The following is a 25,521-nucleotide window of genomic DNA, read 5'->3' as shown; positions in this document are numbered from 1 at the left end:
CCATGGCCCAGCCCGACCAGCCCGACCAGCCCGCCACCGCGCCGCTCGCCAACGCGAGCCGCTTCCTCGCCATCGACGCCATCGTGCGCGCCACCGAGGGCCACCAGGGCGTGCCGCTGGGCATGGCCGAAATCGCGACGGCCCTCTATACGCGGCACCTGAAGTTCCTGCCCGCCGACCCGACCTGGCCCGACCGCGACCGGGTGGTTCTCTCCAACGGCCACGGGTCGATGCTGCTCTATGCGCTGCTCCACCTGACCGGCTACGCGCAGTTCCCGATCGAGGAGATCCGGCGTTTCCGTGAACTGGGCGCGCATTGCGAAGGCCACCCCGAGATCGACCCCGCCAGCGGCATCGAGGTGACGACCGGGCCGCTGGGCCAGGGCATCGCGAACGCCTTCGGCATGGCGGTGGCCGAGGCCTACCTGAACGCGCGCTTCGGCGATGGACTCGTCGACCACCACACCTATGCCTTCGTCGGCGACGGCTGCCTGCAGGAAGGGGTGGGCCAGGAAATGATCTCGCTGGCCGGGCATCTGAAGCTCGGCAAGCTGGTGCTGCTGTGGGACGACAACCGCATCACCGACGACGGCAGCACGGCGCTGTCGATCAGCGAGGACGTGGCAGCGCGCTTCAGGGTCGCCGACTGGCACGTGGTCGAGGTCGACGGGCATGACATCGACGCCGTGTCGGCGGCACTGGCGGCCGCGAAGTCGGACCCCCGGCCTTCGCTGATCGCCTGCCGCACCGTGATCGCCCGCGGCATCGCACGGCTGCAGGGCCAGCGCGGCGGCCACAGCGGGCGGCTGCATCCCGAGGACGCCGAGATCGCGCGTCGCGAGCTCGACTGGCCCCATGCACCGTTCGAGATTCCCCCGGAGGTGCTGGGCCCGTGGCGTGCCGCCGGCGAGCGCGGCCGCGGCGCGCACCAGGCCTGGCAGGAGCGCCATGCGGCCCTGAACGCCGACCGGCGCGCCGAGTTTGATCGGGTGATGGCGGGCGAACTGCCCGCGGGATGGCGCGAGGTGCTGCAGGCCTGCAAGCGCCGCGCGGTCGACCGCGAAGAGCCGCCGGGGGGCATCATGATCTCGGCCGAGATCAACGACCTGCTGACCGAGGTGCTGCCCGAACGGATGGTGGGCTGCGCCGACCTCGAGGCGCCGACCAGCCACAAGCGCCGGCTCGAGGCCTTCACGGCCGACCACCGCGCGGGCGCCTACGTGCACTGCGGGGTGCGCGAGCACCTGATGGGCGCCATGGCCAACGGCATGGCGGCGCACGGCGGCGTGATCCCGCTGGCCGTGACCTACCTCGCCTTCGCCGACTACGAGCGCCCGGCGATGCGGATGGCTGCGCTGATGGGGCTGCCGGTGAAGTTCGTGTTCAGCCACGACTCGATCGGGGTCGGCAAGAACGGGCCGACCCACCAGCCGGTGGAGATCCTGGCCTCGCTGCGGGCCATGCCCAACATGCTGGTGCTGCGGCCGGCCGATGCGGTCGAAGCCGCCGAATGCTGGGAGATCGCGCTCGAACAGCGCAGCGGCCCGACGACGCTCGTGTTCGCACGGCAGGCCCTGCCGACCGTGCGGCGACATCCGAGCGACGACAACCTCTCGCGCCGGGGCGCCTATGTCCTGGCGGAAGCCGAGGGCGGGGCGCGCGCCGTCACCTTGCTGGCGACCGGCTCCGAAGTGGCGGTCGCGCTGCAGGCGCGCCTGCAGCTGCAGGCCGAAGGCATCCCGACCGCGGTCGTGTCGATGCCCTGCTGCGAGCGCTTCGACGCCCAGGACGCCAGCTACCGGGCCGCCGTGCTGCCGCCGGGCGGCGTGCGGGTGGCGGTGGAGGCGGCGGTGCGTTTCGGCTGGGACCGCTACCTCGGTGAGCGCGGCGGCTTCGTCGGCATGACGGGCTTCGGCGCGTCGGGCCCGGCCGATGCCTTGTACGAACTGTTCGGCATCACGCCCACGGCCGTCGCCGCCGAGGCGAAGCGCCTGTCGAAGATCCAACCCTGAGCCTCCCCACGCAACGCATCGTCTTTCTCGACCGCGCAACGATCGCGCCGCAGATCCGGCTGCGCCGCCCGGCCTTCGACCATGAACTGGTCGAGCACCAACGCACCGCCGCCGACGAAGTGGCCGGCCGACTGCAAGGCGCAACCATCGCCATCACCAACAAGGTGCCGATCACGGCCGCGACACTGGACCGCCTGCCCGCGCTGCGGCTGGTGGCGGTGGCCGCGACCGGCACCGACTGCGTCGACAAGGCGGCCTGCGCGGCGCGCGGCGTCGCGGTGGCGAACATCCGCGGCTACGCGGTCAACACCGTGCCGGAGCACACCTTCGCGCTGATCCTCGCGCTGCGGCGCAACGTGGTCGCCTACCGCGAATCCGTGCTGGCGGGGCGGTGGCAGGAGTCGGGCCAGTTCTGCTATTTCGACCACCCGATCCGCGACCTGGCCGGCGCGTGGCTCGGCATCGTGGGCGAAGGCGTGCTGGGCCAGCGCGTGGCCGAGATCGCCAAGGCCTTCGGCATGCAGCCGATGTTCGCCGCCCACAAGGGAAAGAGCGGACTCGGCCCCAGCCATCTGTGCTGAGCTTTTGGCGGATCATCGACATTTTCCCGACTCTCACGGCAACTAAGACAGTTCCCTCTAAGCTTATGGAAAGGAAGTATTTGTAAATGGCATGATAAATGCCTGATGATTATCAATATGGATAGTCAAACCCATGGAACTGCGCCAGCTTGAGGCTTTTGCCGCCGTCATGTCGACCGGCAGCGTCACGGGCGCCGCCCGGCTGCTGGCGCGCTCGCAGCCGGCGGTGTCCAGGCTGGTGCAGGAACTCGAAGCCGAGATCGGCTATGCCTTGTTCACCCGCCATGGTCCTCGCGTGACGCCCAGCGAGCAGGGCTTCCTGCTGTATGAAGACGTGGAGCGCGCCTTGGGCGGCCTCCAGCAGATCCACCTTCGCGCCGCCGAGATCGCGCGCGGCAACGCGCAGCCCCTGGTGCTGGCCGCCACCTCCGCGCTGGCGGTCGGACTGCTGCCGCAGGCCTTGCAGCGGCTGGAAGCGCAGGCCGGCGCCGCGCCGATCCAGCTGCGCAGCGCCTCGCCCGAACAGGTCGTCCATGCGGTGCTCAGCGGCGCGGTCCAGCTTGGCGCCAGCAGCCTGCCGCTGGAGCATCGCGGCCTCGACGTGCACTGGATCGGCGAGATGCCCTGCGTGGCCGTGCTGCCGCAACACGATCCGCTGGCCGCCCACGCGGTGGTGCCGCTGGCGGCGCTGGCGCAGCGCCGGCTCATCACGATGAGCAATCCCTTTCGCCTGCGCCGTCGGCTCGACGCCACTCTGGCGCGCGCCGGCCACCCGCCGACGCAGCAGTCCGCGCTGATCGAGACCAACTCCTCGGTCAACGCCCAAGCACTCGCGCGGGCCGGCCTCGGCGTGGCGGTGCTGGAGCCGCTGACCGCCCGCGGCGCCCCGATGGAGGGCCTGGCGGTGCGGCCGCTGGACACCGACATCCCTTTCATCTTCGGCGTGGTCACGCCCCAGGCCCGGCCGGTCACGCCGCCCGTGCGGGCGTTGATCGACGCGCTGCTCGAAGCCGCCAGCGCGCTGCCGCATTTCGTGCGCCACGACCCCTCCGCCCATGCGGCCCTGTTGCAGAGCGTCTATGGCGACGCTGCGCGGCCGTCCGGCGACGACACCTCTTTCTGAAAGCATCCGCGATGAAGGCCAAGCTCCCACCACCGATCGCCGAAGCGCCCGCCGGGCTGGCGGCGCTCGAGGCACGCCTGCGCCAGGACCTGGCCTGGCTCGGCCTGCCCGCCAAGCCCTGGGTGCCCGTGAAGAACGGGCCGGGCGAGGCGCCGCTGGACGTGGCCATCGTCGGCGGCGGCATGGCGGGCCTGGCCCTGCTGGCCACGCTCACGCACCTGGGCCTGCGCGCCCGCATCTACGACCGTTCGCCGGCCGGCTTCGAAGGCCCCTGGGCCACGACCGCGCGCATGGAGACGCTGCGCTCGCCCAAGGAACTCACCGGCCCTGCGCTGGGCCTGCCGGCGCTGACCTTCCGCGCCTGGTTCGAGGCCCAGTTCGGGCTGGCGGCCTGGGACGCGCTCGACAAGATCCCGCGCCTGCAGTGGGCCGAGTACCTGCGTTGGTATCGCAGCGTGCTGGGCCTCGACGTGCGCAACGAACAGCAGGTGCGGGCGGTGCTGCCGCGCGCCGACGGCGTGGTGCAGCTCGACCTGCTGGACGGCACGGCCGATGGCAAGGCCTACACCCTCCAGGCGCGCCACGTGGTGCTCGCCACCGGCCGCGACGGCCTGGGCGGCGCCTGGGTGCCCGACTGGGCGGCCGCGCTGCCGCGCGATCGATGGGCCCATTCGTCCGATCTCTGGGACGCAGAAAGCCTGCGGGGCCGGCGGGTCGCGGTCGTCGGCGGCGGCGCCTCGGCGATGGACGCCGCCGCCTCGGCGCTCGAAGCCGGTGCCGGGCGGGTCGACCTGCTGATCCGGCGCGCCGACCTGCCGCGGGTCAACAAGGGCAAGGGCGCGGGCAGCCCGGGGATGGTGCATGGCTTCTGGCAGCTGCCCGACGAATGGAAATGGCGCATGCGCCACTACATCAACGTCCAGCAGGTGCCGCCGCCGCACGGCAGCACGCTGCGCGTGTCGCGCCATGCCGCGGCCCATTTCCAGCTCGGCACCTCGGTGCTCGGCGCCGTCCGGCGGGCCGACGGCGCGCTGCGGCTCGACACCAGCCGGGGCCCGCTGGCGGTCGACTTCGTGGTCTTCAGCACCGGCTTCCGCACCGACTGGGCGCTGCGTCCCGAGTTCGCCGCCTTCGCGCCGCAGGTGCGGGTCTGGCAGGACCGCTTCGCACCGCCCGAGGGCACGGCCGACACCGAACTGGCCGAGTCGCCCGACCTCGGCCCGCTGTTCGAGTTCCAGCCGAAGACGCCGGGCGCCTGCCCGGGCCTGGAGCGCGTGCACTGCTTCAACTACGCCGCCTCGCTCTCGCACGGCGCCGCGGCCGGCGACATCCCGCAGATCACCGACGGTGCACAGCGGCTTGCGCGCGGCCTCGCGGCCAAGCTGCTGAGCGAGGACGCCGAGCTGCACTTCGCCGCCATGCAACGCTATGCCGAGCCTGAGCTCGATGGCGACGAATGGACGCCCTCGGTGCTGCCGCCGTACGTCGAAGCCGCCGACCCCGAGGTCGTTCGGTGACCGGCTGGCTGCTGCGCCGGCTGCTGCAGGCGCTGCTCGTGGTGGTGGCGATGACGCTGATCGTCTTCATCGGCCTGCACGCCATCGGCAACCCGATCGACATCCTGATCGGCGAGGACATGAACCAGCAGGAACGGCTCGCCGCCATCGCGCGGCTCGGGCTCGACCAGCCGCTGTGGCGCCAGTACCTGGCCTTCGTGGACGGCGCGCTGCACGGCAGCCTGGGTCGCAGCTTCGTCTACCAGGAGGACGCGGTGCGCCTGATCCTGCAGCGCCTGCCCGCGACCATGGAGCTGGCCTTCGCGGCGCTGCTGATGGCGATCGTGGTCGGCGTGCCGCTGGGGCTGTTCGCGGGCATGAAGCCGGAGCACCCGGTGTCGCGCACGCTGATGGCCACCAGCATCGTCGGCTTCTCGCTGCCGGCCTTCTGGGTGGCGCTGATGCTGATCATGGTGTTCAGCGTGCAGCTGGGCTGGCTGCCCGCCAGCGGGCGCGGCGAGACCCGTGCGCTGTTCGGCGTCCAGTGGTCCTGGCTCACGCTCGACGGGCTGCAGCACCTGCTGCTGCCGGCCTTCAATCTCGCGCTGTTCAAGATCTCGCTGGTGCTGCGGCTCACGCGCGCCGGCGTGCGCGAGGTGCTGCCGCAGGATTTCGTGAAGTTCGCGCGCGCCAAGGGCCTGTCGCCGACCCGCGTGATGCTGATGCACGTCATGCGCAACACCATGATCCCGCTGGTCACGGTGCTCGGGCTGGAGCTGGGCGCGACCATCGCCTACGCGGTGGTCACCGAGACCATCTTCGCCTGGCCGGGGGCCGGCAAGCTGATCCTCGACAGCATCAACTCGCTCGACCGGCCGGTGGTGGTGGCCTACCTGATGGTGGTGGTCGTGATCTTCGTGACGCTCAACCTGATCGTGGACCTGCTCTACAAGCTGCTCGATCCGCGGGTGCGGCTGGAAGGCGCCCGATGAGCGGCGTGAGCATGGCAAAGACCTACGACGAGCGCTCGATCTGGTGGCGGGTCGCCGCCGACTTCCTGCACTCGCGCATCGCGGTGGGTGGCCTGGTGGTGCTGGGCATCGTGGTGCTGGCCGCGCTGCTAGCGCCCTGGATCACGCCGCAGAACCCCTACGACCTGCTGCAGCTGGACGTGCTCGACGCCCGCCTGCCGCCCGGTTCGCGCAGCAGCGAGGGCGGCTACACCTACTGGCTCGGCACCGACGGGCAGGGCAGGGACCTGTACTCGGCCATCATCTACGGGCTGCGCATCAGCCTGACGGTCGGCGTCGGCTCGGCACTGATCGCGGCGGTGATCGGCACGCTGGTCGGACTCGTGGCCGCTTACGCGGGCGGCAAGGTCGACGCGCTGCTGATGCGGCTGGTCGACCTGCTGCTGTCGTTCCCGACCATCCTGATGGCGCTGATGATCCTGGCCTACGTCGGCAAGGGCGTGGGCAACGTCATGCTGACGCTGGTGCTGCTCGAATGGGCCTACTACGCGCGCACCGCACGGGGCCAGGCCCTGGTCGAGGCGCGGCGCGAGTACGTCGATGCGGCGCAAGGGCAGGGCATTCCGCGCTGGCGCATCCTCACCGGCCACATCCTGCCGAACTGCCTGCCGCCGCTGCTGGTCATCGGCGCGCTGCAGATCGCGCGCGCCATCACGCTGGAAGCGACGCTGTCGTTCCTGGGGCTGGGTGTGCCGATCACCGAGCCCTCGCTCGGCCTGCTGATCTCCAACGGCTACCAGTACCTGTTGTCGAACGAGTACTGGATCAGCTTCTTTCCCGGCGTCGCCCTGTTGGCCGCCATCGTCGCTATCAACCTGGTGGGCGACCAGCTGCGCGACGTGCTCAACCCGAGGTTGCAGAAATGAGCGCCGTTCTCGCGCCCGAACTCGAAGTGCCGACGCTGGAAGTGCGCAACCTGCAGACGCGCTTCCACACCCGCGCCGGCGTGCTGCCGGTGGTCGACGGCGTGTCGTTCACGCTGGGCCGCGGCAAGGTGCTGGGGCTGGTCGGCGAGTCGGGCTCCGGCAAGTCGGTGACCGGCTTCTCGATCTTGGGCCTGGTCGATCCGCCGGGCCGGGTGGAGGGCGGCCAGGTGTTGTTCCAGGGCCGCGACCTGACCCAGCTGGCGACCGGCGAACGGCGCGCGCTGCGGGGCAACCGCATCGCGATGATCTTCCAGGACCCGATGGCCACGCTCAACCCGGTGCTGCGGGTCGACACGCAGATGATCGAGGCGGTGCAGGCGCACCGGCGGGTCTCGGCGGAGGAGGCGCGCCGCCATGCCCGCGACACGCTGGGGCGGATGGGCATCCCGAGCCCGGACGAGCGGCTGCGCGCCTACCCGCACCAGCTCTCGGGCGGCATGCGCCAGCGGGTGGCGATCGCCATCGCGATGCTGCACGGCCCCGACCTGATCATCGCGGACGAGCCGACCACGGCGCTGGACGTGACGATCCAGGCGCAGATCCTCTCCGAAGTGCAGAAGCTGGTGCGCGACACCGGCACTTCGCTGATCTGGATCAGCCACGACCTGTCGGTGGTGGCCGGCCTGGCCGACGAGATCGCCGTGATGTACGCGGGGCGCATCGTCGAACACGGCACGGTGGACGACGTGCTCGACCATCCCCGCCATCCGTACACCCGCGGCCTGATCGACAGCCTGCCCGGCGCCAACGCGCGCGGCGCGCGGCTGCGGCAGATCCAGGGCATGACGCCAAGCCTGCTGAACATGCCGGTCGGCTGCGCCTTCGCGCCGCGCTGCCCCCATGCGGACGCGGCCTGCGAAGCACGCCCGGAGATCTCGCGGCCGCGCCACGAGGCACCCTGGCACCAGGTGCGCTGCTTCCATCCGCAGCAGGGCAGGCCGGCGGCGCCGGCAGCGCCGCGCCTGCCAGCGGCGCCGCGGGCGCCGGCGGCCAACGACCAGGCGCCACCGCTGATCGCGCTGCGGCAGGTCGCGCAGCGCTTCGGCGCGACGCCGCCGCCCGGTGTGGTCGGGCGCGCGCTGCGCAGCGTCGGCTGGAACCGGCCGCCGGTCGTCACGCATGCGGTCGACGGCGTCGACCTGTCGGTGCGGCCCGGCGAAGTGGTCGGTCTGGTCGGCGAATCCGGCTGCGGCAAGTCGACCCTGGGCCGCATCGCGGCCGGCCTGCTCAGGCCCACCGAAGGCGAGGTGATCGTGGGCGGCACGCCGGCCGCGGACTTCACGCCGGCCGAGCAGCTGGCCGCGCGGCTGCGCATCCAGATGGTGTTCCAGGACCCGTATGCGAGCCTGAACCCGCGGCTGCGCGTCTCGCGCATCGTCGGCGAGGCCGCCTTGCTGCATGGCCTGACCGACGCCGCCGGGCTGGACGACTACGTCTGCGCCCAGTTGCAGCGCGCCGGGCTCGACCCTGCGCTGCGCCACCGCTACCCGCACCAGTTCAGCGGCGGCCAGCGCCAGCGCATCGGCATCGCCCGCGCGCTGGCGGTCCAGCCGTCGATGCTGGTGAGCGACGAGGCGGTGGCGGCGCTGGACGTGTCGATCCAGGCCCAGATCCTGAACCTCTTCATGGACCTGCGCGACCAGCTGGGCCTGGCCTATCTGTTCATCAGCCATGACCTCGGCGTGATCGAGCACCTGTGCGACCGCGTGGCCGTGATGTATCTCGGCCGGGTGGTCGAGAGCGCGCCGGTGGCCGAGCTGTTCGCGCGGCCCGCGCATCCCTACACCCAGGCGCTGCTGGCCGAGATCCCGAGCATCGAGGCGCGCGGCGCGCGCTTCAGCGCGATCCGCGGCGAGATCCCGAGCCCGATCGCGCCGCCGTCGGGCTGCCACTTCCATCCACGCTGTCCGCAGGCGATGCCGCGCTGCCGCACCGAGACGCCGCGGCTGCGCGGCATCGCCATCCATCACGCGAGCGCGTGCCATCTGCACGACGCCCACTGAGTCCCTGCTTCACTTGTCCTTCCTGAGGGTATCCACATGAACCGCCTGCTTCCCATCGTTGCCGCCGCCCTGCTCGCCAGCGGCGTCGCCGCGTCCGCCCAGACGCTGTCCATCGGCTTCGCCGACCCGATCTCATCGGTCGACCCGGAGCTCAACAACCATGCGGGCGACCGTTCGCTGGCGCTGCATTTCTGGGACTCGATCATCAATTCGCGCGACGGCGGCAAGCTGGAGCCCGCACTGGCATCGAGCTGGAAGGCGCTCGACGACAAGACCTGGGAATTCAAGCTGCGCACCGACATCAAGTGGCAGGACGGCACGCCCTTCACGGCCGACGACATCGTGTTCTCGTTCCAGCGCGCACGCAGCGTGCCGGGCAGCGTGGCTTCTTATTCGGGCGCGCTGCGCACGGTCGAGTCGGTCACTGCCAAGGACCCGGCCACGCTGATCGTCAAGACCAACACGCCCAACCCGATGCTGCCGCTGGACATCGCGTCGATCTACGTCGTGAGCAAGCATGTGGGCGAGAAGTCCAGGACCGAGGACTACAACGCCGGCCGCGCCGTGGTCGGCTCGGGCCCCTACAAGTTCATCTCCTACGTGCCCGGCGACCGCACGGTGTTCGAGCGCAATCCCGGCTACTACGGTCCGAAGCCGCTGTGGGAGAAGGTCAACTACCGCTTCATCAGCAACGGCGCGGCACGCACGGCGGCACTGCTGGCCGGCGACGTCGACGTGATCGACAAGGTCGCGGTGACCGACGTGGAGAAGCTGCGCAAGGACCCGAAGGTCAGCGTCTACACCTACCCTGGCCTGCGCGTGCTGCTGCTGCAGCCGAACTTCAAGGCCGGGCCGAACGAGTTCATCACCGACAACGCGGGCAAGCCGCTCGAGAAGAACCCGCTGCTCGACGTCAGGGTTCGCCAGGCGCTGTCCCTGGCCATCAACCGCAAGGCGATCGTCGACCGCATCCTGCAGGGCACCGTGACCGAGGCCAACCAGTGGATGCCCAAGGGCAGCTTCGGCTACAACCCCGAGGTGCCCGCAATCCCCTACAACATCGAGCAGGCCAAGAAGCTGCTGGCCGAGGCGGGCTTCCCGCAGGGCTTCCAGATCGCGATCCACGTGCCGGGCGACCGCTATCCGCAGGCGCCCGAGACGGTGCAGGCGGTGGCGCAGTTCTGGAGCCGCATCGGCGTGAAGACCAAGGTCGAGGTGGTGCCCTGGTCGGTGTATTCGAGCCGGGCGACCAAGAACGACTACGCGGTCAGCGTGATCGCCTGGGGCAACGGCACCGGCGAGGCCGGCTACGGCCTGCTGCAGACCCTGGCAACGCCCGACGCCAAGCGCGGACGCGGCTCGAACAACTGGGGCGGCTACAGCAACGAGGCGGTCGACAAGGCGCTGGATGCAGCCACCGTCGAGTTCGACGCCAAGCGCCGCGAAGCCATCTTCCGCCATGCCGCCAAGCTGGTGACCGACGACGTGGGCCAGATCCCGCTCTACCACTACCAGAACATCTGGGCCGCGAAGAAGGGCCTGAAGGTCGTGCCGCTGCTGAGCGACCGCACGACCGCGATGCAGGTTACGCAAGTCAAGTGAAGGCCGGCGCATGAGGCCCAGCATCACGCCCGAAGACGCGCTGATCGACGTGCCGCGGCGGATCGCGCTCGACGGCCTGGCGCCGGGCGAGCAGGTCGAGGTCGCCAGCTGCACGCTGCGCGGGGCGGGCGTGCCTTGGCGCGCGGCGGCGCGTTTCGTCGCCGATGCCGAAGGCACGGTCGATCTCTGGCGCGACGCGCCGGTCGCGGGCAGCTACCAGGGCGTGTCGGCGATGGGCCTGGTCTGGGCCCAGGTGCCGGACACGGCCGGTGCGCGCGAGCTTTTCGACGCCGAGCCGGCGGCGGCGCTCGCAACCGACATCCTCGCGCGGCGCGACGGCGACGCCCGACCGGTGCGCGGCGGCTTCGTGCAGCGCCTGGCCGCGGCAGGCGTGACGCGCCGCGAGGTTCGCGAAGAGGGCCTGGTCGGCACGCTGTTCCTGCCCGCCGGGCCCGGTCCGCATCCCGCCGTGATGATCCTCAACGGCTCGGGCGGCGGCATCAACGAGCCGCGTGCCGCGCTGTATGCCTCGCATGGCTACGCGGCATTCGCGCTCGGCTACTTCAAGGCGCCGGGCCTGTCGGACTACATCTCGGCCACCCGGCTCGAGTACTTCGAGACGGCGCTGGCCTGGATGCACCGCACGCTGAAGCCGCTGCAGGGCTTCGTCGCCCTCAGCGGCCAGTCGCGCGGCGGCGAACTGGTGCTGCTGCTCGGCACGCTGTTCCCGGCGTCGGTGTCGGCCGTGATCGGCTATGTGCCCGGCGCCGTGGTGCACTGCGCGCAGAACGCCTGCGATCCGGCGCTCGGCCGCGAAGGCCCGGCCTGGATCTTTCGTGGCCGCCCGCTGCCGCATGTGTGGGAGAACAACCGCACCGCGACCTGGGCGCCCTGGGACCAAGGCCCCGAGCCGCGCCGCCATGCCGATGCGCTGCTGACGGCGCTGCAGGATCCGGAAGCAGTAGAACGCGCGCGCATCCCGGTGGAAAAGATCCGTGGCCCGGTGATGGTGCTGTCGGCCACCGACGACGGCTCCTGGCCGTCGAGCCTCTACGGCCGCATGGTGACCGAGCGGCTGGCGCAGTTCGGGCACCCGCATGCGGTGGCGCACCTGGACTTCGAGGGCGCGGGCCACTCGATCCTGTTCCCCTTCGTGCCGACCACGCAGCTAGCCTATGCCCACCCGGTGTCGGGCCGCCGCAGCACTTCGGGCGGCACGCCCGCCCACAACGCGCATGCGGACGAGGCTTCCTGGCAGGGCGTTCTGCGCTTCCTGCAGCAGGCCGTGGCCGCGCGCATCGCATCCCCTGGAGACACAAGCCCATGACCGATTCGAATCCTTCCGTCGACCTGGTCGACGCCTCCGTGCCGCTCGCGGCAGGCAGCGCCACGCATGCGTTGCGCCACCAGCGCCACAAGGTGGTGGCCGCAACGCAAGGCAGCTACGAGGCCCTGTTCGAACCCGAGCTCTCGGGCTCGCCGCTGGTGGAGCGGCTGCTTGTCGCCGACGCCATCGCGCGCAGTGCGGGCAGCGATGCGCTGCACGCGCACTACCGCGCGCGGCTCGATGCCCTGGCGCCGCTGAGCCCGGCGCAGCAGGCCGCGGCGGACGGCGCGGCGCCCGAAGCGCTGGGCCAGGACCCTCGCCTGCAGGCCGTGCTGCGCTTCGCCCGCACACTGACCGATCATCCGGTCGAAGGCGACCGCGAGGCGCTGCTGAAGCTGCCGGCGGCCGGACTGTCGACGCCGGAGGTCGTGGCGCTGGCCCAGCTGATCGCCTTCGTGGCCTACCAGGTGCGGGTGGTCGCGGGCCTGCGGGCGCTGGCCGAACTCGGCGGCGACGGCGCGGCGCCGGCCGCGGACGAAGACCCGGCGCCGTTCGTGCATCCGGCGAACCTGCCGCCGCCCGGCGAGCCGCTGCGCATCAACGGCTACACCAGCGAGACGCTGGGCTGGAAGGCCTGGCTGCCGACCCTCGACCTGACGCAGGCATCGCCCGAGCAGGTGCGCGTCCTCGACAGCAGCCATCCGAAGGCGCGCAGCTCCGACTACTACCTGCTGCTGGTGCTGCAGCCGCGCATCCTGCAGGAGCGGGCCACGGTGTTCAACGCGATCATGTACGCGCCCGGCGGCCTGTCGCGCGCCGAGCGCGAGCTGGCGAGCGCGGTGGTCTCGCGTGTCAACGGGTGCGTCTACTGCGCCTCGGTGCATGCGCAGCGCTTCGAGCAGCTGGCGCGGCGCAACGACGTCATCGCGCAGGTCTTCGAAGAGCCGGAGACCGCGGGCACCACGGCGCGCGAGCGCGCGATCGTCCGGCTGGCGATCGCACTCACCCGCGACCCGGCGGGATTCGGCGCGGCCCAGCTGCAGGCGGTGCGCGCCGCCGGGCTCACGAACCTCGAGATCCTCGACACCCTCCACGCGGTCGCGATCTTTGCCTGGGCCAACCGGCTGATGCTCAACCTCGGCGAGCCGGTGTACGGCTGATCGGCGCGGCGGCGCTCATCGGCCGGCGTCGCTGGCGGGCTTCTTCCCGTCGGGCTGTGGTATCGACAGCGGTGTGACTTCGACCTGTGCCACGCCGTTTTCCCGCGAGATGCCGATCTCGCGCGCGGTGGCCGGGGAGAGGTCGACGATGCGGCCCTTCACGTAGGGGCCGCGATCCTGGATGGTGACCACCGCGCTGCGACCGGTCTCCAAGTTGGTCACCTTCGCGGTGGTGCCGAGCGGCAGCGTCTTGCTGGCGGCGTTGTCGTCGCGCGGGTCCATCCGGCTGCCGTCCGCCATCTTGCGGCCGCTGAACTTGTCGGCATAGAAGGACGCCTTGCCGACCTGCTTGCTGCCGCTGCGGTCGAGGCCTGGTTTCGTTGCGGGGGGCCCTGGCGGGGGCGCCGGCTGGGTCGCTTGCGGCGCGGCGGGCTGTGCAGTCGACTCCTGCCGAGTCGGAGCGGTCATGCACCCGGCGAGCAGGCCTCCGATGCAGACCGCGGCCGCGAATCGCTGCGGTGAAAAGCGCGTCGACATGATGGCAGTCCGGCTCGTGGACGCTACAGGTATCTCGCGCTGCCCGCGTCTTCGGGGCCGCTGGGCGCCAGCAGATCCGTGTCGTCGAGCTCCCCGTGCAGCGCCGCGATGCCCTTGGCCGTGATCGCCAGCACCTGGGCCGCCTTCTGCATTTCCGCGCCGGAGCGCATCTCCTCGGCCGGTGGAATGAAAGCGGTGACCAGGCCCGCGGCACGAAGCACGCGCAGCTTGTCGATGTCCGAGGGTGCATAGACCGTAAACGGCAGCTTCTGTTCGGCGACTTGGCGAAGAAACTCCATCGGCATGGTGTCTCCTTCTGAAATCCTTGAATCTGGAAAGTGGACGCGTGAATTGTGGCCCCGCCGCCGAAGTTTCGAGGGCAGGAGGAGTCCGCCAACCTGGCGCCGCGCTGTCCGACTCCCGTCGGCGGCTGCCTACCGCACGCCGGCGCCTCGGCCCGCCCCGCGACCTCGCCATGCGGCGACCCGCCGCGGGTCAAGCCTTGAATGAACGCGCTGGTCTCCAAGACGCGGTCGCGTCCGACAGAAACGCACAGCGCGCTGCACCATATTTCACCCAGGTTCTCCGGTGCGCCTCTCACGTAGGCAGTGCAGCCTCTCGAAGGCAAACGCAGCACGTGCGAGAACCCAGGCCCGGCGGGGCGACTCGCCGGGCTTCTTCGTTTCCGGTCCTATGGCGCGGACTCCAACACCGGCGCCACCTTCTCGCGGATGGCCCTTGCGGTGAAAGTCGTTTTCATCCCGAGCTGGTCGGAGACCTCCGCATCGCTCATGCCGCGCGCGATCAGCCGCGCGGCATAGGCATTGCGCACCAGCTGCGGCCCATGGAAGGCGGCCTCGTGGCCCAGCGATTCGAGGGTGCGCTTGACACAACTCGTCACGACGCGCTCGGCCAGGTCGGGCGCCACCGGGCTGCAGGCGGCGCCGAGCCCGCCGCCGACCAGTTCGGTCGATTGCACCATGTCGGCCTGCCCGAGGAACAGTCGATTGGAGTTGCGCGCGTTTTCTTCGCGCTCGCGACGGGTGCGCACCACCCGCAGCGTGCTTCGGATCGCCAGCCACCGTTGCAGCGCCTTCGCCAGCGGGGCGCGGCCGACCAGCACGCGGGCCTCGACCTGGCGGTGTCCCGGGGCGCGGACCACCACGCTGCCGTCGGGCCGCAGCGTGATGTTGCGCGGGATCAGCTTGCAGACTTCGGACAGCTTCAGGCCGCACTCCGCCACCACCAGGCGCAGGGCCAGGTTACGTGCTGGCGTCCAGCCATCGGGAAGCTGGTCCGATTCCTCCTCGAACAAACGCACGGCCATTCGCTCGTAGGCCGCGAGGAAGCTCGGGCCGGGCGGCAACGGGGGATCGGTGGCGAAGCGGGTCTCGGGTTGGCGCCGCTTGCGTTCGAGCACCACGGATGCGGGATTGGCCGCCACCACGCCGATGGCTTGCAGGTGCGTGAACACGCGATGGATCTCCGCCAGGTAGGTGCGCATGGTGCGCACGCTGGCGGGCGCATCGGCCCGGCCGCGCAAGCTGTCCAGGAAGGATTCGACATGGGCCTGCCGCACCTCGTCGAGCCGCAGCGAGCGGCCGGCCAGCCAGCGGCAGAACTTGCCCCAGAACGACTGGTAGAGCCTGTTGCTGTGCGCGGTGTAGAGCGGTGCGTCGTCGCTGCCGACGTCCTTCTTCCAACTCAAGGTCGAACGCCACTGCCGGTGGGCTTCGACCGGATTCTTCAGCCAGGGCAGGGACGCTTCACGGGAGACGGCGATGGTGTGGGGCATGGATGGAGCGGCAGCATACCGAGTGCCGGGCGGCCTGTCCATGGTGCGGTATATCATAAGAGAACACATCGCTTCGCCCTGCCGTCTTCACACCACGAGCCTGTACCCCACCGCGATCTCGGTGATCAGGTGCTTCGGCTGCGCGGGGTCCTGCTCCAGCTTCTGCCGCAGGTGCCCCATGTAGATCCGCAGGTAGTGGCTCTGCTCGCCATGCGACGGTCCCCATACCTCGCGCAGCAGTTGCCGCTGGGTCAGAACCCGCCCGGCATTGGCCACCAGCACCGACAGCAGGCGGTACTCCGTCGGTGTCAGGTGCACCTCTGAGCCGGCCCGCCGCACCAGCCGCGCACTGCGATCGACCTCGACCTCGCCGAAGCGGAACACGGCCTCGGGCTCTTCGCCGCCCGCGGCCGCCCGTGGCCGGCGCAGGTTGGCGCGCACCCGGGCCAGCAGTTCGCCGGTGCCGAAGGGCTTGGTGAGGTAGTCGTCGGCGCCGGCATCGAGCGCGGCGATCTTGTCGGCTTCGTCGGTGCGTGCCGAGAGCACGATGATCGGCACCGCCGACCAGCCGCGCACGTCGCGGATCAGCGAGACACCGTCGCCGTCCGGCAGCCCGAGGTCAAGCACCAGCAGGTCGGGCTGCCGCGTGCCGGCCGCCGCCAGCCCATCGCGCAGGGTGCCGGCCTCGTGCACCTGCCAGCCCTCGGCCTCCAGCGCGCCGCACACGAAGCGGCGGATCTGCGGCTCGTCCTCGATCACGATGGCAACGGGCACAGGCATGTTTCAGGGTGGAAGTTCAATCGGTTCGGGCGGCTCGCGGCGCGGCAGCGTGACCGTGAATTCTGCCCCGCCGCCGACCGCATTGGCCGCCTCGATCTCGCCGCCGTGGGCGCTGACCACCGCCTTGCAGATCGCCAGGCCGAGCCCGACCCCGGGCGTCGCCGATTCAGCCTGGCCGCGCGTGAACTTGTCGAACAGGGTCGTCTCCCGCCCCTGCAGCCCGGCGGGCAGGCCGGCCCCGTGGTCGCGCACCCGCAGCACCAGCGCCCGCTCGGTCGCCTGTGCGCCGACCACGATCGGCGGTGCGCCGTACTTGGCCGCGTTTTCGAGCAGGTTGACCAGCACGCGCTCGATCAGCACCGCGTCGAACTCGACCAGCGGCAGGTCCGCCGGGAGCTCGGTCCGGACCGGCATGTCGCCCAGCGCCGGCCGCGCCGATCGGATCGCCGATCGGATCGCCGATCCGACCACTTCCTCGACCGACTGCCAGTCCCGGCGCAGGTTGACGGCGCCTCCCGCGATGCCGCTTTCGAGCCGCGCCATGTCCAGCAGGTTGCTGACCAGCGCGTGCAGCTGGTGCGCCTGGGCGACGATCGCACGCGCCGCCTGCCGTGCATCCGCGCCCTCGGGCAACGCCTGCAGGGACTCGGCCAACGCGATGAGGGCAGTCAGCGGGGTGCGAACGTCGTGCGAGATCGCCCCCAGCAGCGCATTGCGCAGGCGCTCGGACTCCATCTCGACCACCGCCTGCTGCGCCACCTCCACGTAGTGCACCCGTTCCAGCGCGATCGCGATCTGGCGCGCCAGCGTGTCGAGCTGCTGGGCCTGCTCGGGAATCAGCAGCCAGCGCGGCTGCGCCGGTGCCAGCGCGAGCACGCCGCGCACCCGCATCGGCGCCTGCAGCGGCACGTAGTGCCAGGGCTGGGCGGCCAGCGTGGCGGTCCCCAGCCCGGCCGGCTGTCCGTGCCGAAAGCACCAGTCCGCGACGCTGGCATCGAAGCCCGGCGGCGCCGGCACGGGCATCAGCAGCCGGTCGTTGGCGTCGGTCACCAGCACCACCGCCCGGCCGCCGAAATGGCCTTGCACCGCGGCTGCGCCGAGCGCGACCACCTGCGCGCTCTCGAGCGCCGCCGACAGCTCGCGGGTGAGTTCGAACAGAGAGCGCGCGCGGCGCTCGCGGCTGGTCGACACACCGGCGGCGAAGCGCAGACCGGCGGTCAGCTGGCCCACCAGCAGGCCGACCACGAGCATCACGGCGAAGGTCACGAGGTACTGGACGTCGCTGACCGCCAGCGACAGGCGCGGCGAGACGAAGAAGAAGTCGAAGGCCGCCACGTTGAGCAGCGCCGACAAGGCGGCCGGCCCGCGGCCGAAGCGCATCGCCACGCCCACCACGCCGAGCAGGAACAGCATGACGATGTTGGTCAGCTCCAGCACGTTGGCCAGCGGCGTGGCCAGCAGCGTGATGGCGGCGCCGACAGCCACCGTCCAGGCGTAGCCCGGCCACCGCGCCTGCGCCGAGCCGGCTTCCTCGTGCGGCTCGCCGTCGGCCCGCGGGACCGGACGGAGCTTGGCCAGTCGGCGCGAACTGTCGGCGGGCGCGACTTCGACGATGTCGACGGCCGGGGCGTGGCGCGCCAGCTCGCGCACCAGCATGGCCCCGGGCCACCAGCGCGCCCAGCCACCGGCCGGCTCGGCGCGGCCGACCACCAGCGTGGCGCAGTTGAGCCGCTGTGCTTGCGCGGCCAGCGCCTGCGCGATGTCGACGCCGGTCAGCACCGCGGTCTGCGCGCCGAGCTCCTCGGCCAGCTTGAGCACGGCCAGGATGCGGTCGCGCTCGGCGGCGGCGAGCCGCTGGAGCCGGGGCGTCTCCACATAGGCCGCGTGCCAGCGCACGTTCAGTTGGCCCGCCAGGCGGGCGGCGGTGCGCACGGTCTGTCCCGCGCCTTCGTGCGGACCGACGCAGGCGAGGATGGCGCCCGAGGTGTTCCAGGCCGGCGGACCGGCATCCCCCTGCGGGCCCGACTGCTCGACCCGCCAGCCGCGCACGTCGTCTTCCACATGCTCGGCGGTGCGCCGCAGGGCGATCTCGCGCAGCGCGATGAGGTTGCCCTTGCGGAAGAAGTTCTGCGCCGCGCGCTCGGCCTGCTGCGGCAGGTAGACCTTGCCGGCCGCCAGCCGCGACGTCAGCTCGTCGGGCGTGACGTCGACCAGCACCACCTCGTCGGCATCGTCGAGCACGCTGTCGGGCACGGTCTCGTGCACCCGCACGCCGGTGATGGCGCCGACCGTGCCGTTCAGGCTCTCCAGGTGCTGGACATTGAGCGCCGACCAGACCTCGACGCCGGCGGCGAGCAGCTCCTGCACGTCCTGCCAGCGCTTGGCATGGCGCGAGCCGGGCGCGTTGGTGTGCGCAAGTTCGTCGACCAGCAGCAGCGCCGGCTTGCGCGCCAGCGCGGCGTCGAGGTCGAACTCGCCGAGCGTGCGGCCGCGGTAGGCGACCTCGCGCAAGGGCAGCGATTCGAGCCCCGCCAGCAGGGCCGCGGTTTCGCTGCGGCCGTGGGTCTCGACCACCCCGATCAGCACATCCCGCCCGGCGGCCCGTTCGCGCTGCGCCGCGCTCAGCATGGCCCAGGTCTTGCCGACACCGGCGCTGGCGCCGAAGTAGATGCGCAGCCTGCCGCGCTGGGCGCGCTGCTCGTCCGCCCGCAACTGGGCAATCAGGGCATCGGGGTCGGGGCGGGTGTCGTCGATCATGGAGCGGGCAGGGCGTCGAAGGTTATCCCATCGGCCGCTGCGCTCGCCATCACGGCGCGGGTTGCAGGTCGAGTGCCAGGTTGAGCGCCAGCACGTTGACGCGCGGCTCGCCGAGCAGGCGCCACTGCGGGGCTTCGGTGTGGGCGTCGATCAGTCGCTCGACAACTTCGAGCGGCAGCTGCCGCTGCCTTGCCACGCGCGGCGCCTGGTAGTGCGCGGCGGCCGGGCTGATGTGCGGATCGAGCCCGCTCGCCGAGGTCGTCACCAGGTCGACCGGCACTGGCACGGTGTTGCCCGGATCGGCCGCGCGCAGCGCTTCGACACGTGCCTTGACGGCGTCGACCAGCGCCGGATTCAGCGGCCCCTGGTTGGCGCCGCCCGAGGCGGCCGCGTTGTAGGGCATCGGCGCCGTGGCCGACGGCCGGCCCCAGAAGTGGGCCGGGTCGCTGAAGTTCTGGCCGATCAGCGTCGAGCCGACCGGCGCGCCGTCGCGCAGCACCAGGCTGCCGCCGGCCTGGGCCGGAAACACGGCCTGCGCGACGCCGGTCACGGCCAGCGGATAGACGATGCCGGTGAGCGCACCGAGCAGCGCGAACAGGACCAGCGCGGGACGAAGGATGTTGGCCATGGTGATGCTTTCAGACCAGTCCGGCTGCAACCAGCAGCCAGTCGATGAATTTGATGCCGATGAAGGGAACGACCAGGCCGCCGAGGCCGTAGATCGCGAGGTTCCGGCGCAGCAGGGCGGCCGCGCCGACCGGGCGGTAGCGCACGCCCTTGAGCGCCAGCGGGATCAGGAACACGATCACCAGCGCATTGAAGATCACCGCCGACAGGATCGCCGACGACGGGCTCGCCAGCCGCATCAGGTTCAGCGCCCCGAGCTGCGGGTAGGTCGAGACGAAGATCGCCGGGATGATCGCGAAGTACTTCGCCACGTCGTTGGCGATCGAAAAGGTGGTCAGCGAGCCGCGGGTCATCAGGAGCGCCTTGCCGGTCTCGACCACCTCCAGCAGCTTGGTCGGGTTGGAGTCGAGGTCGACCATGTTGCCGGCCTCCTTGGCGGCCTGGGTGCCGCTGCCCATCGCCACCGCGACATCGGCCTGCGCCAGCGCCGGTGCGTCGTTGGTGCCGTCGCCGGTCATCGCGACCAGCCGGCCCTCGGCCTGGTAGCGGCGGATCAGCGCCAGCTTGTCCTCGGGCGTGGCCTCGGCCAGGAAGTCGTCGACCCCGGCCTCGGCCGCGATCGCCGCCGCGGTGAGCTTGTTGTCGCCGGTGATCATCACGGTCTTGATGCCCATGCGGCGCAGTTCGGCGAAGCGGTCCTTGATGCCGGTCTTGACGATGTCCTTGAGCTCGACGATGCCGAGCACGCGGGCGCCTTCGGCCACCGCCAGCGGCGTGCTGCCGCGCCGCGCCACCTGATCGGCGGCCTGCAGCAGTGCGCCGGGCACCGTGCCGCCGAGCGCCTCGACATGCCGGCGCACCGCATCGACCGCGCCCTTGCGCAAGACGATCGCGTCGGCGTCCAGGCTGTTCGGCGCAGGCGGCAGGTTGACGCCGCTCATCCGGGTCTGCGCCGTGAAAGGCACGAAGTGCGCACCTTCGACCCCCTTGTCGTCGACGCCGCCCCGACGGGCCAACTCGACGATGCTGCGGCCTTCGGGTGTCTCGTCGGCCAGCGACGCGAGGACTGCGGCACGCGCCAACTTCGCTTGCGACACGCCCGGCGCCGTCAGGAAGGCACTGGCCTGGCGGTTGCCGTGCGTGATGGTGCCGGTCTTGTCGAGCAGCAGCACGTCGACGTCGCCCGCGGCCTCGACCGCGCGGCCCGAGGTGGCGATCACGTTGGCCTGCATCATGCGGCTCATGCCGGCCACGCCGACGGCCGACAGCAGGCCGCCGATGGTGGTCGGGATCAGGCACACCAGCAGCGCCACCAGTGCCGTCAGCGACACCACCGTGCCGGCACCCGCCGCCGAGACGCTGAACTGCGAGAAAGGCAGCAGGGTGGCGGTGACCACCAGGAACACCAGCGTCAGCGCCACCAGCAGGATCGTGAGCGCGATCTCGTTCGGCGTCTTCTGGCGCTTGGCTGCTTCCACCATGCCGATCATGCGATCGAGGAAGGACTCGCCCGGGTTCACCGCGATGCGCACCACCAGCCAGTCCGACAGCACCCGGGTGCCTCCGGTGACGGCCGAGAAGTCGCCGCCCGACTCGCGCACCACCGGCGCCGATTCGCCGGTGATCGCGCTCTCGTCGACCGAGGCCACGCCCTCGATCACCTCGCCGTCGAGCGGGATCACGTCGCCGGTCTCGACCAGCACCACGTCGCCGCGGCGCAGGTTGGGCGCCTGCTCGGGCAGGAAGGTGGCGCCGTGGAAGGGCTGGGTCAGCTTCTTGGCCCAGGTGTCCTTGCGCAGGCCGCGCAGGGAGGCGGCCTGGGCCTTGCTGCGGCCCTCGGCCAGCGCCTCGGCGAAATTGGCGAACAGCACGGTGAACCAGAGCCAGACCGACACCGCGAGCACGAAGCCCGGCGGCATGCCGCCGTCGCCCTCGAAGCCGAGTGCGTGCAGCCACAGCAGCGTGGTCAGGATGCTGCCGATGTAGACGATGAACATCACCGGATTGCGCCACTGGACCCGCGGGCTGAGCTTGGTGATGGCGGCCCACAGGGCGGGACGGACCAGCGAGGCGTCGAACATCGACGCGGGAATGGATGTCTTGATCATGGTCGGGGCCTCACTTCGCCCACAGCATCAGGTGCTCGACCACCGGCCCGAGGGCCAGCGCCGGCACGTAGTTCAGGAGTCCCACCAGCAGCACGGTGCCCACCAGCAGGGTGACGAACAGCGGGCCGTGCGTGGGCATCGTTCCGGCCGTGACCGGCAGCCGCTTCTTGGCCGCCAGGGCGCCGGCGATCGCCAGCACCGGCACGATCACCGCGAAGCGGCCGAACCACATCGCCACCGCCAGCAGCGCGTTGTAGAAGGGCGTGTTGGCCGACAGGCCGGCGAAGGCGCTGCCGTTGTTGTTCCCGGCCGAGGTCAGCGCATAGAGGATCTCGGAGAAGCCATGGGCGCCCGGGTTCGCGATGCCGGCCTTGCCGGCGTCGGCGATCACCGCCACCGCGRTGCCCGCCAGCACCAGGATCGGCGTCACCAGGATCGCGATCGAGGTCAGCTTCATCTCGTGCACCTCGATCTTCTTGCCGAGGTACTCCGGCGTGCGGCCGATCATCAGGCCGGCGATGAAGACCGCCAGGATCGCGAACACCAGCATGCTGTAGAGCCCGGTGCCGACGCCGCCGAAGACCACCTCGCCGAGCTGCATCAGCACCATCGGCACCATGCCGCCGAGCGGCGTGAAGGCATCGTGCATGGCGTTCACCGCGCCGCACGAGGCCGCCGTGGTGACGGCGGCGAAGAGGGCAGAGGCCGTGATGCCGAAGCGCAGTTCCTTGCCCTCCATGTTGCCGCCGGCCTGCAGCGCGCTGGCGGCCTGGTCGACGCCGAGGGCGCCGAAGAGCGGGTTGCCTGCCTGCTCGGCCGGAATCACCACGACCACCGCCGCGACGAACAGCACGGTCATGGCCGCCAGCACCGCCCAGCCTTGGCGCAGGTCGCCCACCACCCGCCCGAAGGCGAAGCACAACGCGGCCGGGATCAGGAAGATCGCCAGCATCTGGGCGAAGTTGGCGAGCGCCGTCGGGTTCTCGTAGGGATGCGCCGAATTGGCGTTGAAGAAGCCGCCCCCGTTGGTGCCGAGCATCTTGATCGCCTCCTGCGAGGCGACCGGGCCCATCGCCAGCGTCTGGGTCGTCGTGCGGGCGTCCTCCAGCACCGGGTTGCCCGCTGCGTCCTTCAGCGGTTGGCCCACCGCGTCGAGCTTCGGTGTCTGGTAGGCGGTGGCCTCGACCGTGGCGACGGTCTTGTAGGCGTCGAAGTTCTGGATCACGCCCTGGGCCGAGAAGAAAACCGCCAGCACGAACGACAGCGGCAGCAGCAGCCACAGCGTGATGCGGGTGAGGTCGACCCAGAAGTTGCCGACCACGCCGCGGCCGTCGGTGCTGCGCGCCGCGAAGCCGCGGGCCAGCGCGAAGGCCACCGCGATGCCGGTGGCGGCCGAGAAGAAGTTCTGCACCGTGAGGCCGAGCATCTGCGTCAGGTAGCTCATCGTCGACTCGCCGGCATAGCCTTGCCAGTTGGTGTTCGAGACGAAGCTGACCGCGGTGTTGAACGAAGAATCCGGCGACACCGCCACCATGCCCGCGGGATCCAGCGGCAGCACCGCCTGCAGCCGCTGCAGGCCGTAGAGCGCCAGCGCGCCGATGGCGTTGAAGGCCAGCAGCGCCAGCGCATAGGGGCGCCAGTGCATCGGTTGGCCGGGCGAGGTCCCCGCCAGCCGGAACAGCGGCATTTCGACGCGCTGCATCCAGCGCGGCAGCGCACCGTTGCACAGCAGTGCCAGGTAGCGGCCGAGCGGCCAGGCCAGCAGGCCCAGCACGGTCAGGAAGAGGGCCAGCAGGCCCCAGGCCGGGGTGTCCATCAGAACTCCTCGGCGCAGATGAGGGCGAAGACCAGGTAGGCGAACAGCGCGATCGCGATCAGCCCGGCAAAGCCGTAAAGCACTTCGAGGCCGATCATGAGCGCTCTCCCCGGGGCGCCTCGAGCCGGCCCAGCCCCCACACCATGGCCGCGGTCGCGGCCCACATCGCCGCCAGGGCGGCTATCCAGACGATGTCCATCGATCACTCTCCTGCATACGAAACAGGCAGTCAGTGTCGGGAGACGGGCGTAAAGACGGGGAACAGAGTGGGCGAGGGGGCGTAAAGAAAGCGTAAATGGAAGGCTGGAAGGCTGGAAGGCGCAGATACAGCGGCGCCGCCGCATCTGCCACGGTCGAATCGGCGCGATCTGCTTCTTTACCCGGGCGCGGCGATGGGCCACACTGACCCATGTCCAAGTTTCTTCGCTATCTGCGCGCCGTCCTGTGGGGTTTCATCGGCCTGGGCGGCCGGCGGGCCGACGCCGACGAGCGGGTCGACCAGGCCGGCGCGATACCGACCATCGCCATTGCGCTGGTGCTGGTGCTGCTGCTGGTGGCAGGCCTGATCGCGCTGGCCAGGTTCGCCGCCGGGACCTGATTTTTCAAGCCTCGGCCCCGGGCGGCGAAGGGCTCAGCGCTTGGCCAGCAGTGCGCCCATCGCGAACACCGAGTTCGGCGCATTCACCGGCGGCGACTTGACCCGGCCCGGGAGCACCGGCACGCTGTTCTTGCGGGCCGCCCGCACCCCTTTGCTGATCTGCTCGTCGACCAGGCTTTGCAGCGTGATCGACTCCAGGAACTCGACCGCGCGGCGGTTGACCGATTCCCACAGCTCGTCGGTGGTGCAGCGGTGCACGGCGCCCGGCGCGTCCGGGCGCTGGGCGCGGTTCTTGAGTTCGGTTTCGTCTTCGATCGACAGGATGATTTCGGCCACGTTGATGGCCGACGCCTGGCGCCCGAGCGAATAGCCGCCGCCCGGCCCGCGGGTCGATTCGACCAGCCCCTGGCGGCGCAGCTTGCCGAACAGCTGCTCGAGGTAGGACAGCGAAATCCGCTGGCGCTGGTGGATGGAGGACAGGTTGACCGGGCCAGTGCGGCCGTTGAGCGCCACGTCGATCATGGCGGTGACTGCGAAGCGGCCTTTGGTGGTGAGACGCATCGGTGATTCTTTCTGATTTGGGGCGCCATGGCGCCGCCGGGGGGTGCAGGCCGACGTGCGAAACGTCTTGCTGCGGAGTGCTGGCGTGCGAGGAAACGAGGCGCTTCCGCGCGCGCAGCGGGCCTGGGGCGTGAAGGGCCTAGGCGCGGGGTGGCCGCTTGGGGTGCTCGAGGAAGGCCGAGGCACCCAGGGCCGGCGGCGGTGGTGCCGCGGGCTCCGACATCGTCATCGGGACGAAGAGACCGGGGAGACCGATCAGGATCTCGCTGCAGTCGTGGCGCTGCTCGTCGTTGCCGGGGGATTCGTCACCCGGCTCGCTCGGCGCGCCGGCATCGAAGGCCTTCGAGAGCACTTGTTCGAACGCCTGGGCCGAGGCCGCGGCGTCGCAGCCGTGCTGGCGCGCTCCCGCGTACCCCTGGGCCGCGGCCGAGAAGCCGAGGCAGCAGAGCACGAATGCGAGGACAGCGGAGACGAGCCAACGGGGCATGGGAAGGGATTTTAGCAATCCGCAGTCGGGGGGCGGTGCCTTGCCTGGGCGCAGGGCACTTTCTCCTGGTCACCCCGGGTTTTCAGACGCATTGCCATGACTTTGAGACCATTCCCCTGTGCCGAACACGGGCGCGCCGGGAAAATCCATGCGCCCGCGCCGCAGATTCGTCATCAGGCGAACGGTGTGGCGCC

General features: G+C 70.8%; 21 protein-coding genes and 2 pseudogenes. 12 read left to right on the top strand and 11 right to left on the bottom strand.

Going from position 1 to position 25,521, the window contains the following annotated elements:
- Positions 1–2 precede the first annotated feature (2 nt).
- The 11 genes and pseudogenes from tkt (at position 3) to AC1DF3_RS22540 (ending at position 13,261) form a co-directional block, all read left to right on the top strand.
- A complete protein-coding gene (gene tkt / locus AC1DF3_RS22590; protein ID WP_478140906.1) occupies positions 3–2,012 on the top strand; it encodes a transketolase in 2,010 nt (669 codons plus the stop codon).
- Positions 2,009–2,578 (top strand): annotated as a pseudogene (locus tag AC1DF3_RS22585) (NAD(P)-dependent oxidoreductase); the annotation flags it as partial. The gene tkt and the pseudogene AC1DF3_RS22585, both read left to right, overlap by 4 nt.
- A gap of 148 nt (positions 2,579–2,726) precedes the next feature.
- A complete protein-coding gene (locus AC1DF3_RS22580; protein WP_478140895.1) occupies positions 2,727–3,716 on the top strand; it encodes a LysR family transcriptional regulator in 990 nt (329 codons plus the stop codon).
- An 11-nt stretch (positions 3,717–3,727) separates the two neighbouring features.
- Complete coding sequence (locus AC1DF3_RS22575; protein ID WP_478140894.1) at positions 3,728–5,233, top strand: SidA/IucD/PvdA family monooxygenase; 1,506 nt, start codon at positions 3,728–3,730, stop codon at positions 5,231–5,233.
- Positions 5,230–6,204 carry an ABC transporter permease gene (locus tag AC1DF3_RS22570; RefSeq protein WP_286529266.1) on the top strand — a complete coding sequence of 325 codons (975 nt, stop codon included), beginning with the start codon at positions 5,230–5,232 and terminating at the stop codon, positions 6,202–6,204. The genes AC1DF3_RS22575 and AC1DF3_RS22570 overlap by 4 nt, the downstream gene beginning before the upstream one ends.
- Entirely contained in the window at positions 6,201–7,109 is a 909-nt protein-coding gene (locus AC1DF3_RS22565) for an ABC transporter permease (protein WP_436411623.1), read from the top strand. The genes AC1DF3_RS22570 and AC1DF3_RS22565 overlap by 4 nt, the downstream gene beginning before the upstream one ends.
- Positions 7,106–8,101, top strand: a pseudogene (locus tag AC1DF3_RS22560) (ABC transporter ATP-binding protein); the annotation flags it as partial. The gene AC1DF3_RS22565 and the pseudogene AC1DF3_RS22560, both read left to right, overlap by 4 nt.
- 30 nt (positions 8,102–8,131) lie before the next feature.
- Complete coding sequence (locus AC1DF3_RS22555) at positions 8,132–9,172, top strand: ABC transporter ATP-binding protein (RefSeq protein ID WP_286536902.1); 1,041 nt, start codon at positions 8,132–8,134, stop codon at positions 9,170–9,172.
- A gap of 36 nt (positions 9,173–9,208) precedes the next feature.
- A complete protein-coding gene (locus AC1DF3_RS22550; protein ID WP_478140893.1) occupies positions 9,209–10,774 on the top strand; it encodes an ABC transporter substrate-binding protein in 1,566 nt (521 codons plus the stop codon).
- A gap of 10 nt (positions 10,775–10,784) precedes the next feature.
- On the top strand, positions 10,785–12,101 hold the full coding sequence (locus AC1DF3_RS22545) for an acyl-CoA thioesterase/bile acid-CoA:amino acid N-acyltransferase family protein (RefSeq protein WP_478140892.1): 1,317 nt from the start codon (positions 10,785–10,787) through the stop codon (positions 12,099–12,101).
- Complete coding sequence (locus tag AC1DF3_RS22540) at positions 12,098–13,261, top strand: CMD domain protein (RefSeq protein WP_478140891.1); 1,164 nt, start codon at positions 12,098–12,100, stop codon at positions 13,259–13,261. Before AC1DF3_RS22545 ends, AC1DF3_RS22540 begins: the two co-directional genes overlap by 4 nt.
- Before the next feature lie 15 nt (positions 13,262–13,276).
- Here AC1DF3_RS22540 and AC1DF3_RS22535 read toward each other — a convergent pair whose 3' ends face one another.
- The 9 genes from AC1DF3_RS22535 to kdpF form a co-directional block, all read right to left on the bottom strand.
- Entirely contained in the window at positions 13,277–13,729 is a 453-nt protein-coding gene (locus AC1DF3_RS22535) for a septal ring lytic transglycosylase RlpA family protein (protein ID WP_478140890.1), read from the bottom strand.
- Between the two features lie 92 nt (positions 13,730–13,821).
- The gene (locus tag AC1DF3_RS22530) at positions 13,822–14,103 is read right to left on the bottom strand and encodes a hypothetical protein (protein ID WP_286536773.1); all 282 of its coding nucleotides are present in this window, start codon (positions 14,101–14,103) and stop codon (positions 13,822–13,824) included.
- Between the two features lie 386 nt (positions 14,104–14,489).
- The gene (locus AC1DF3_RS22525; RefSeq protein ID WP_478140889.1) at positions 14,490–15,593 is read right to left on the bottom strand and encodes a site-specific integrase; all 1,104 of its coding nucleotides are present in this window, start codon (positions 15,591–15,593) and stop codon (positions 14,490–14,492) included.
- Positions 15,594–15,680: 87 nt separating this feature from the next.
- A complete protein-coding gene (gene kdpE / locus AC1DF3_RS22520; RefSeq protein ID WP_478140888.1) occupies positions 15,681–16,373 on the bottom strand; it encodes a two-component system response regulator KdpE in 693 nt (230 codons plus the stop codon).
- 3 nt (positions 16,374–16,376) lie between these two features.
- The gene (locus AC1DF3_RS22515; RefSeq protein WP_478140887.1) at positions 16,377–19,130 is read right to left on the bottom strand and encodes a DUF4118 domain-containing protein; all 2,754 of its coding nucleotides are present in this window, start codon (positions 19,128–19,130) and stop codon (positions 16,377–16,379) included.
- Between the two features lie 49 nt (positions 19,131–19,179).
- The gene (gene kdpC / locus AC1DF3_RS22510; RefSeq protein ID WP_301812860.1) at positions 19,180–19,758 is read right to left on the bottom strand and encodes a potassium-transporting ATPase subunit KdpC; all 579 of its coding nucleotides are present in this window, start codon (positions 19,756–19,758) and stop codon (positions 19,180–19,182) included.
- A gap of 10 nt (positions 19,759–19,768) precedes the next feature.
- Positions 19,769–21,865: a potassium-transporting ATPase subunit KdpB gene (gene kdpB, locus AC1DF3_RS22505; RefSeq protein ID WP_301812861.1), complete on the bottom strand. Its 2,097-nt coding sequence runs from the start codon at positions 21,863–21,865 to the stop codon at positions 19,769–19,771.
- A gap of 10 nt (positions 21,866–21,875) precedes the next feature.
- The gene (gene kdpA, locus AC1DF3_RS22500; RefSeq protein ID WP_478140886.1) at positions 21,876–23,681 is read right to left on the bottom strand and encodes a potassium-transporting ATPase subunit KdpA; all 1,806 of its coding nucleotides are present in this window, start codon (positions 23,679–23,681) and stop codon (positions 21,876–21,878) included.
- Positions 23,681–23,779, bottom strand: coding sequence for a K(+)-transporting ATPase subunit F (kdpF, locus tag AC1DF3_RS22495; RefSeq protein ID WP_286508843.1), 99 nt, complete (start codon positions 23,777–23,779; stop codon positions 23,681–23,683). The genes kdpA and kdpF overlap by 1 nt, the downstream gene beginning before the upstream one ends.
- Positions 23,780–24,090: 311 nt before the next feature.
- Between kdpF and AC1DF3_RS22490 the strand changes: the two genes are divergently transcribed.
- Positions 24,091–24,279, top strand: coding sequence for a DUF2970 domain-containing protein (locus tag AC1DF3_RS22490; RefSeq protein ID WP_286536780.1), 189 nt, complete (start codon positions 24,091–24,093; stop codon positions 24,277–24,279).
- A 33-nt stretch (positions 24,280–24,312) separates the two neighbouring features.
- Here AC1DF3_RS22490 and AC1DF3_RS22485 read toward each other — a convergent pair whose 3' ends face one another.
- The gene (locus tag AC1DF3_RS22485; RefSeq protein WP_286536781.1) at positions 24,313–24,840 is read right to left on the bottom strand and encodes an Rrf2 family transcriptional regulator; all 528 of its coding nucleotides are present in this window, start codon (positions 24,838–24,840) and stop codon (positions 24,313–24,315) included.
- Between the two features lie 139 nt (positions 24,841–24,979).
- Entirely contained in the window at positions 24,980–25,327 is a 348-nt protein-coding gene (locus AC1DF3_RS22480; protein ID WP_286536782.1) for a hypothetical protein, read from the bottom strand.
- Between the last annotated feature and the right edge of the window lie 194 nt (positions 25,328–25,521).

Source organism: Variovorax sp. 10N432 (assembly GCF_056394465.1).
Note: the sequence above shows the minus strand (reverse complement) of the source record. Positions and strands in the feature narration are given on the sequence as shown.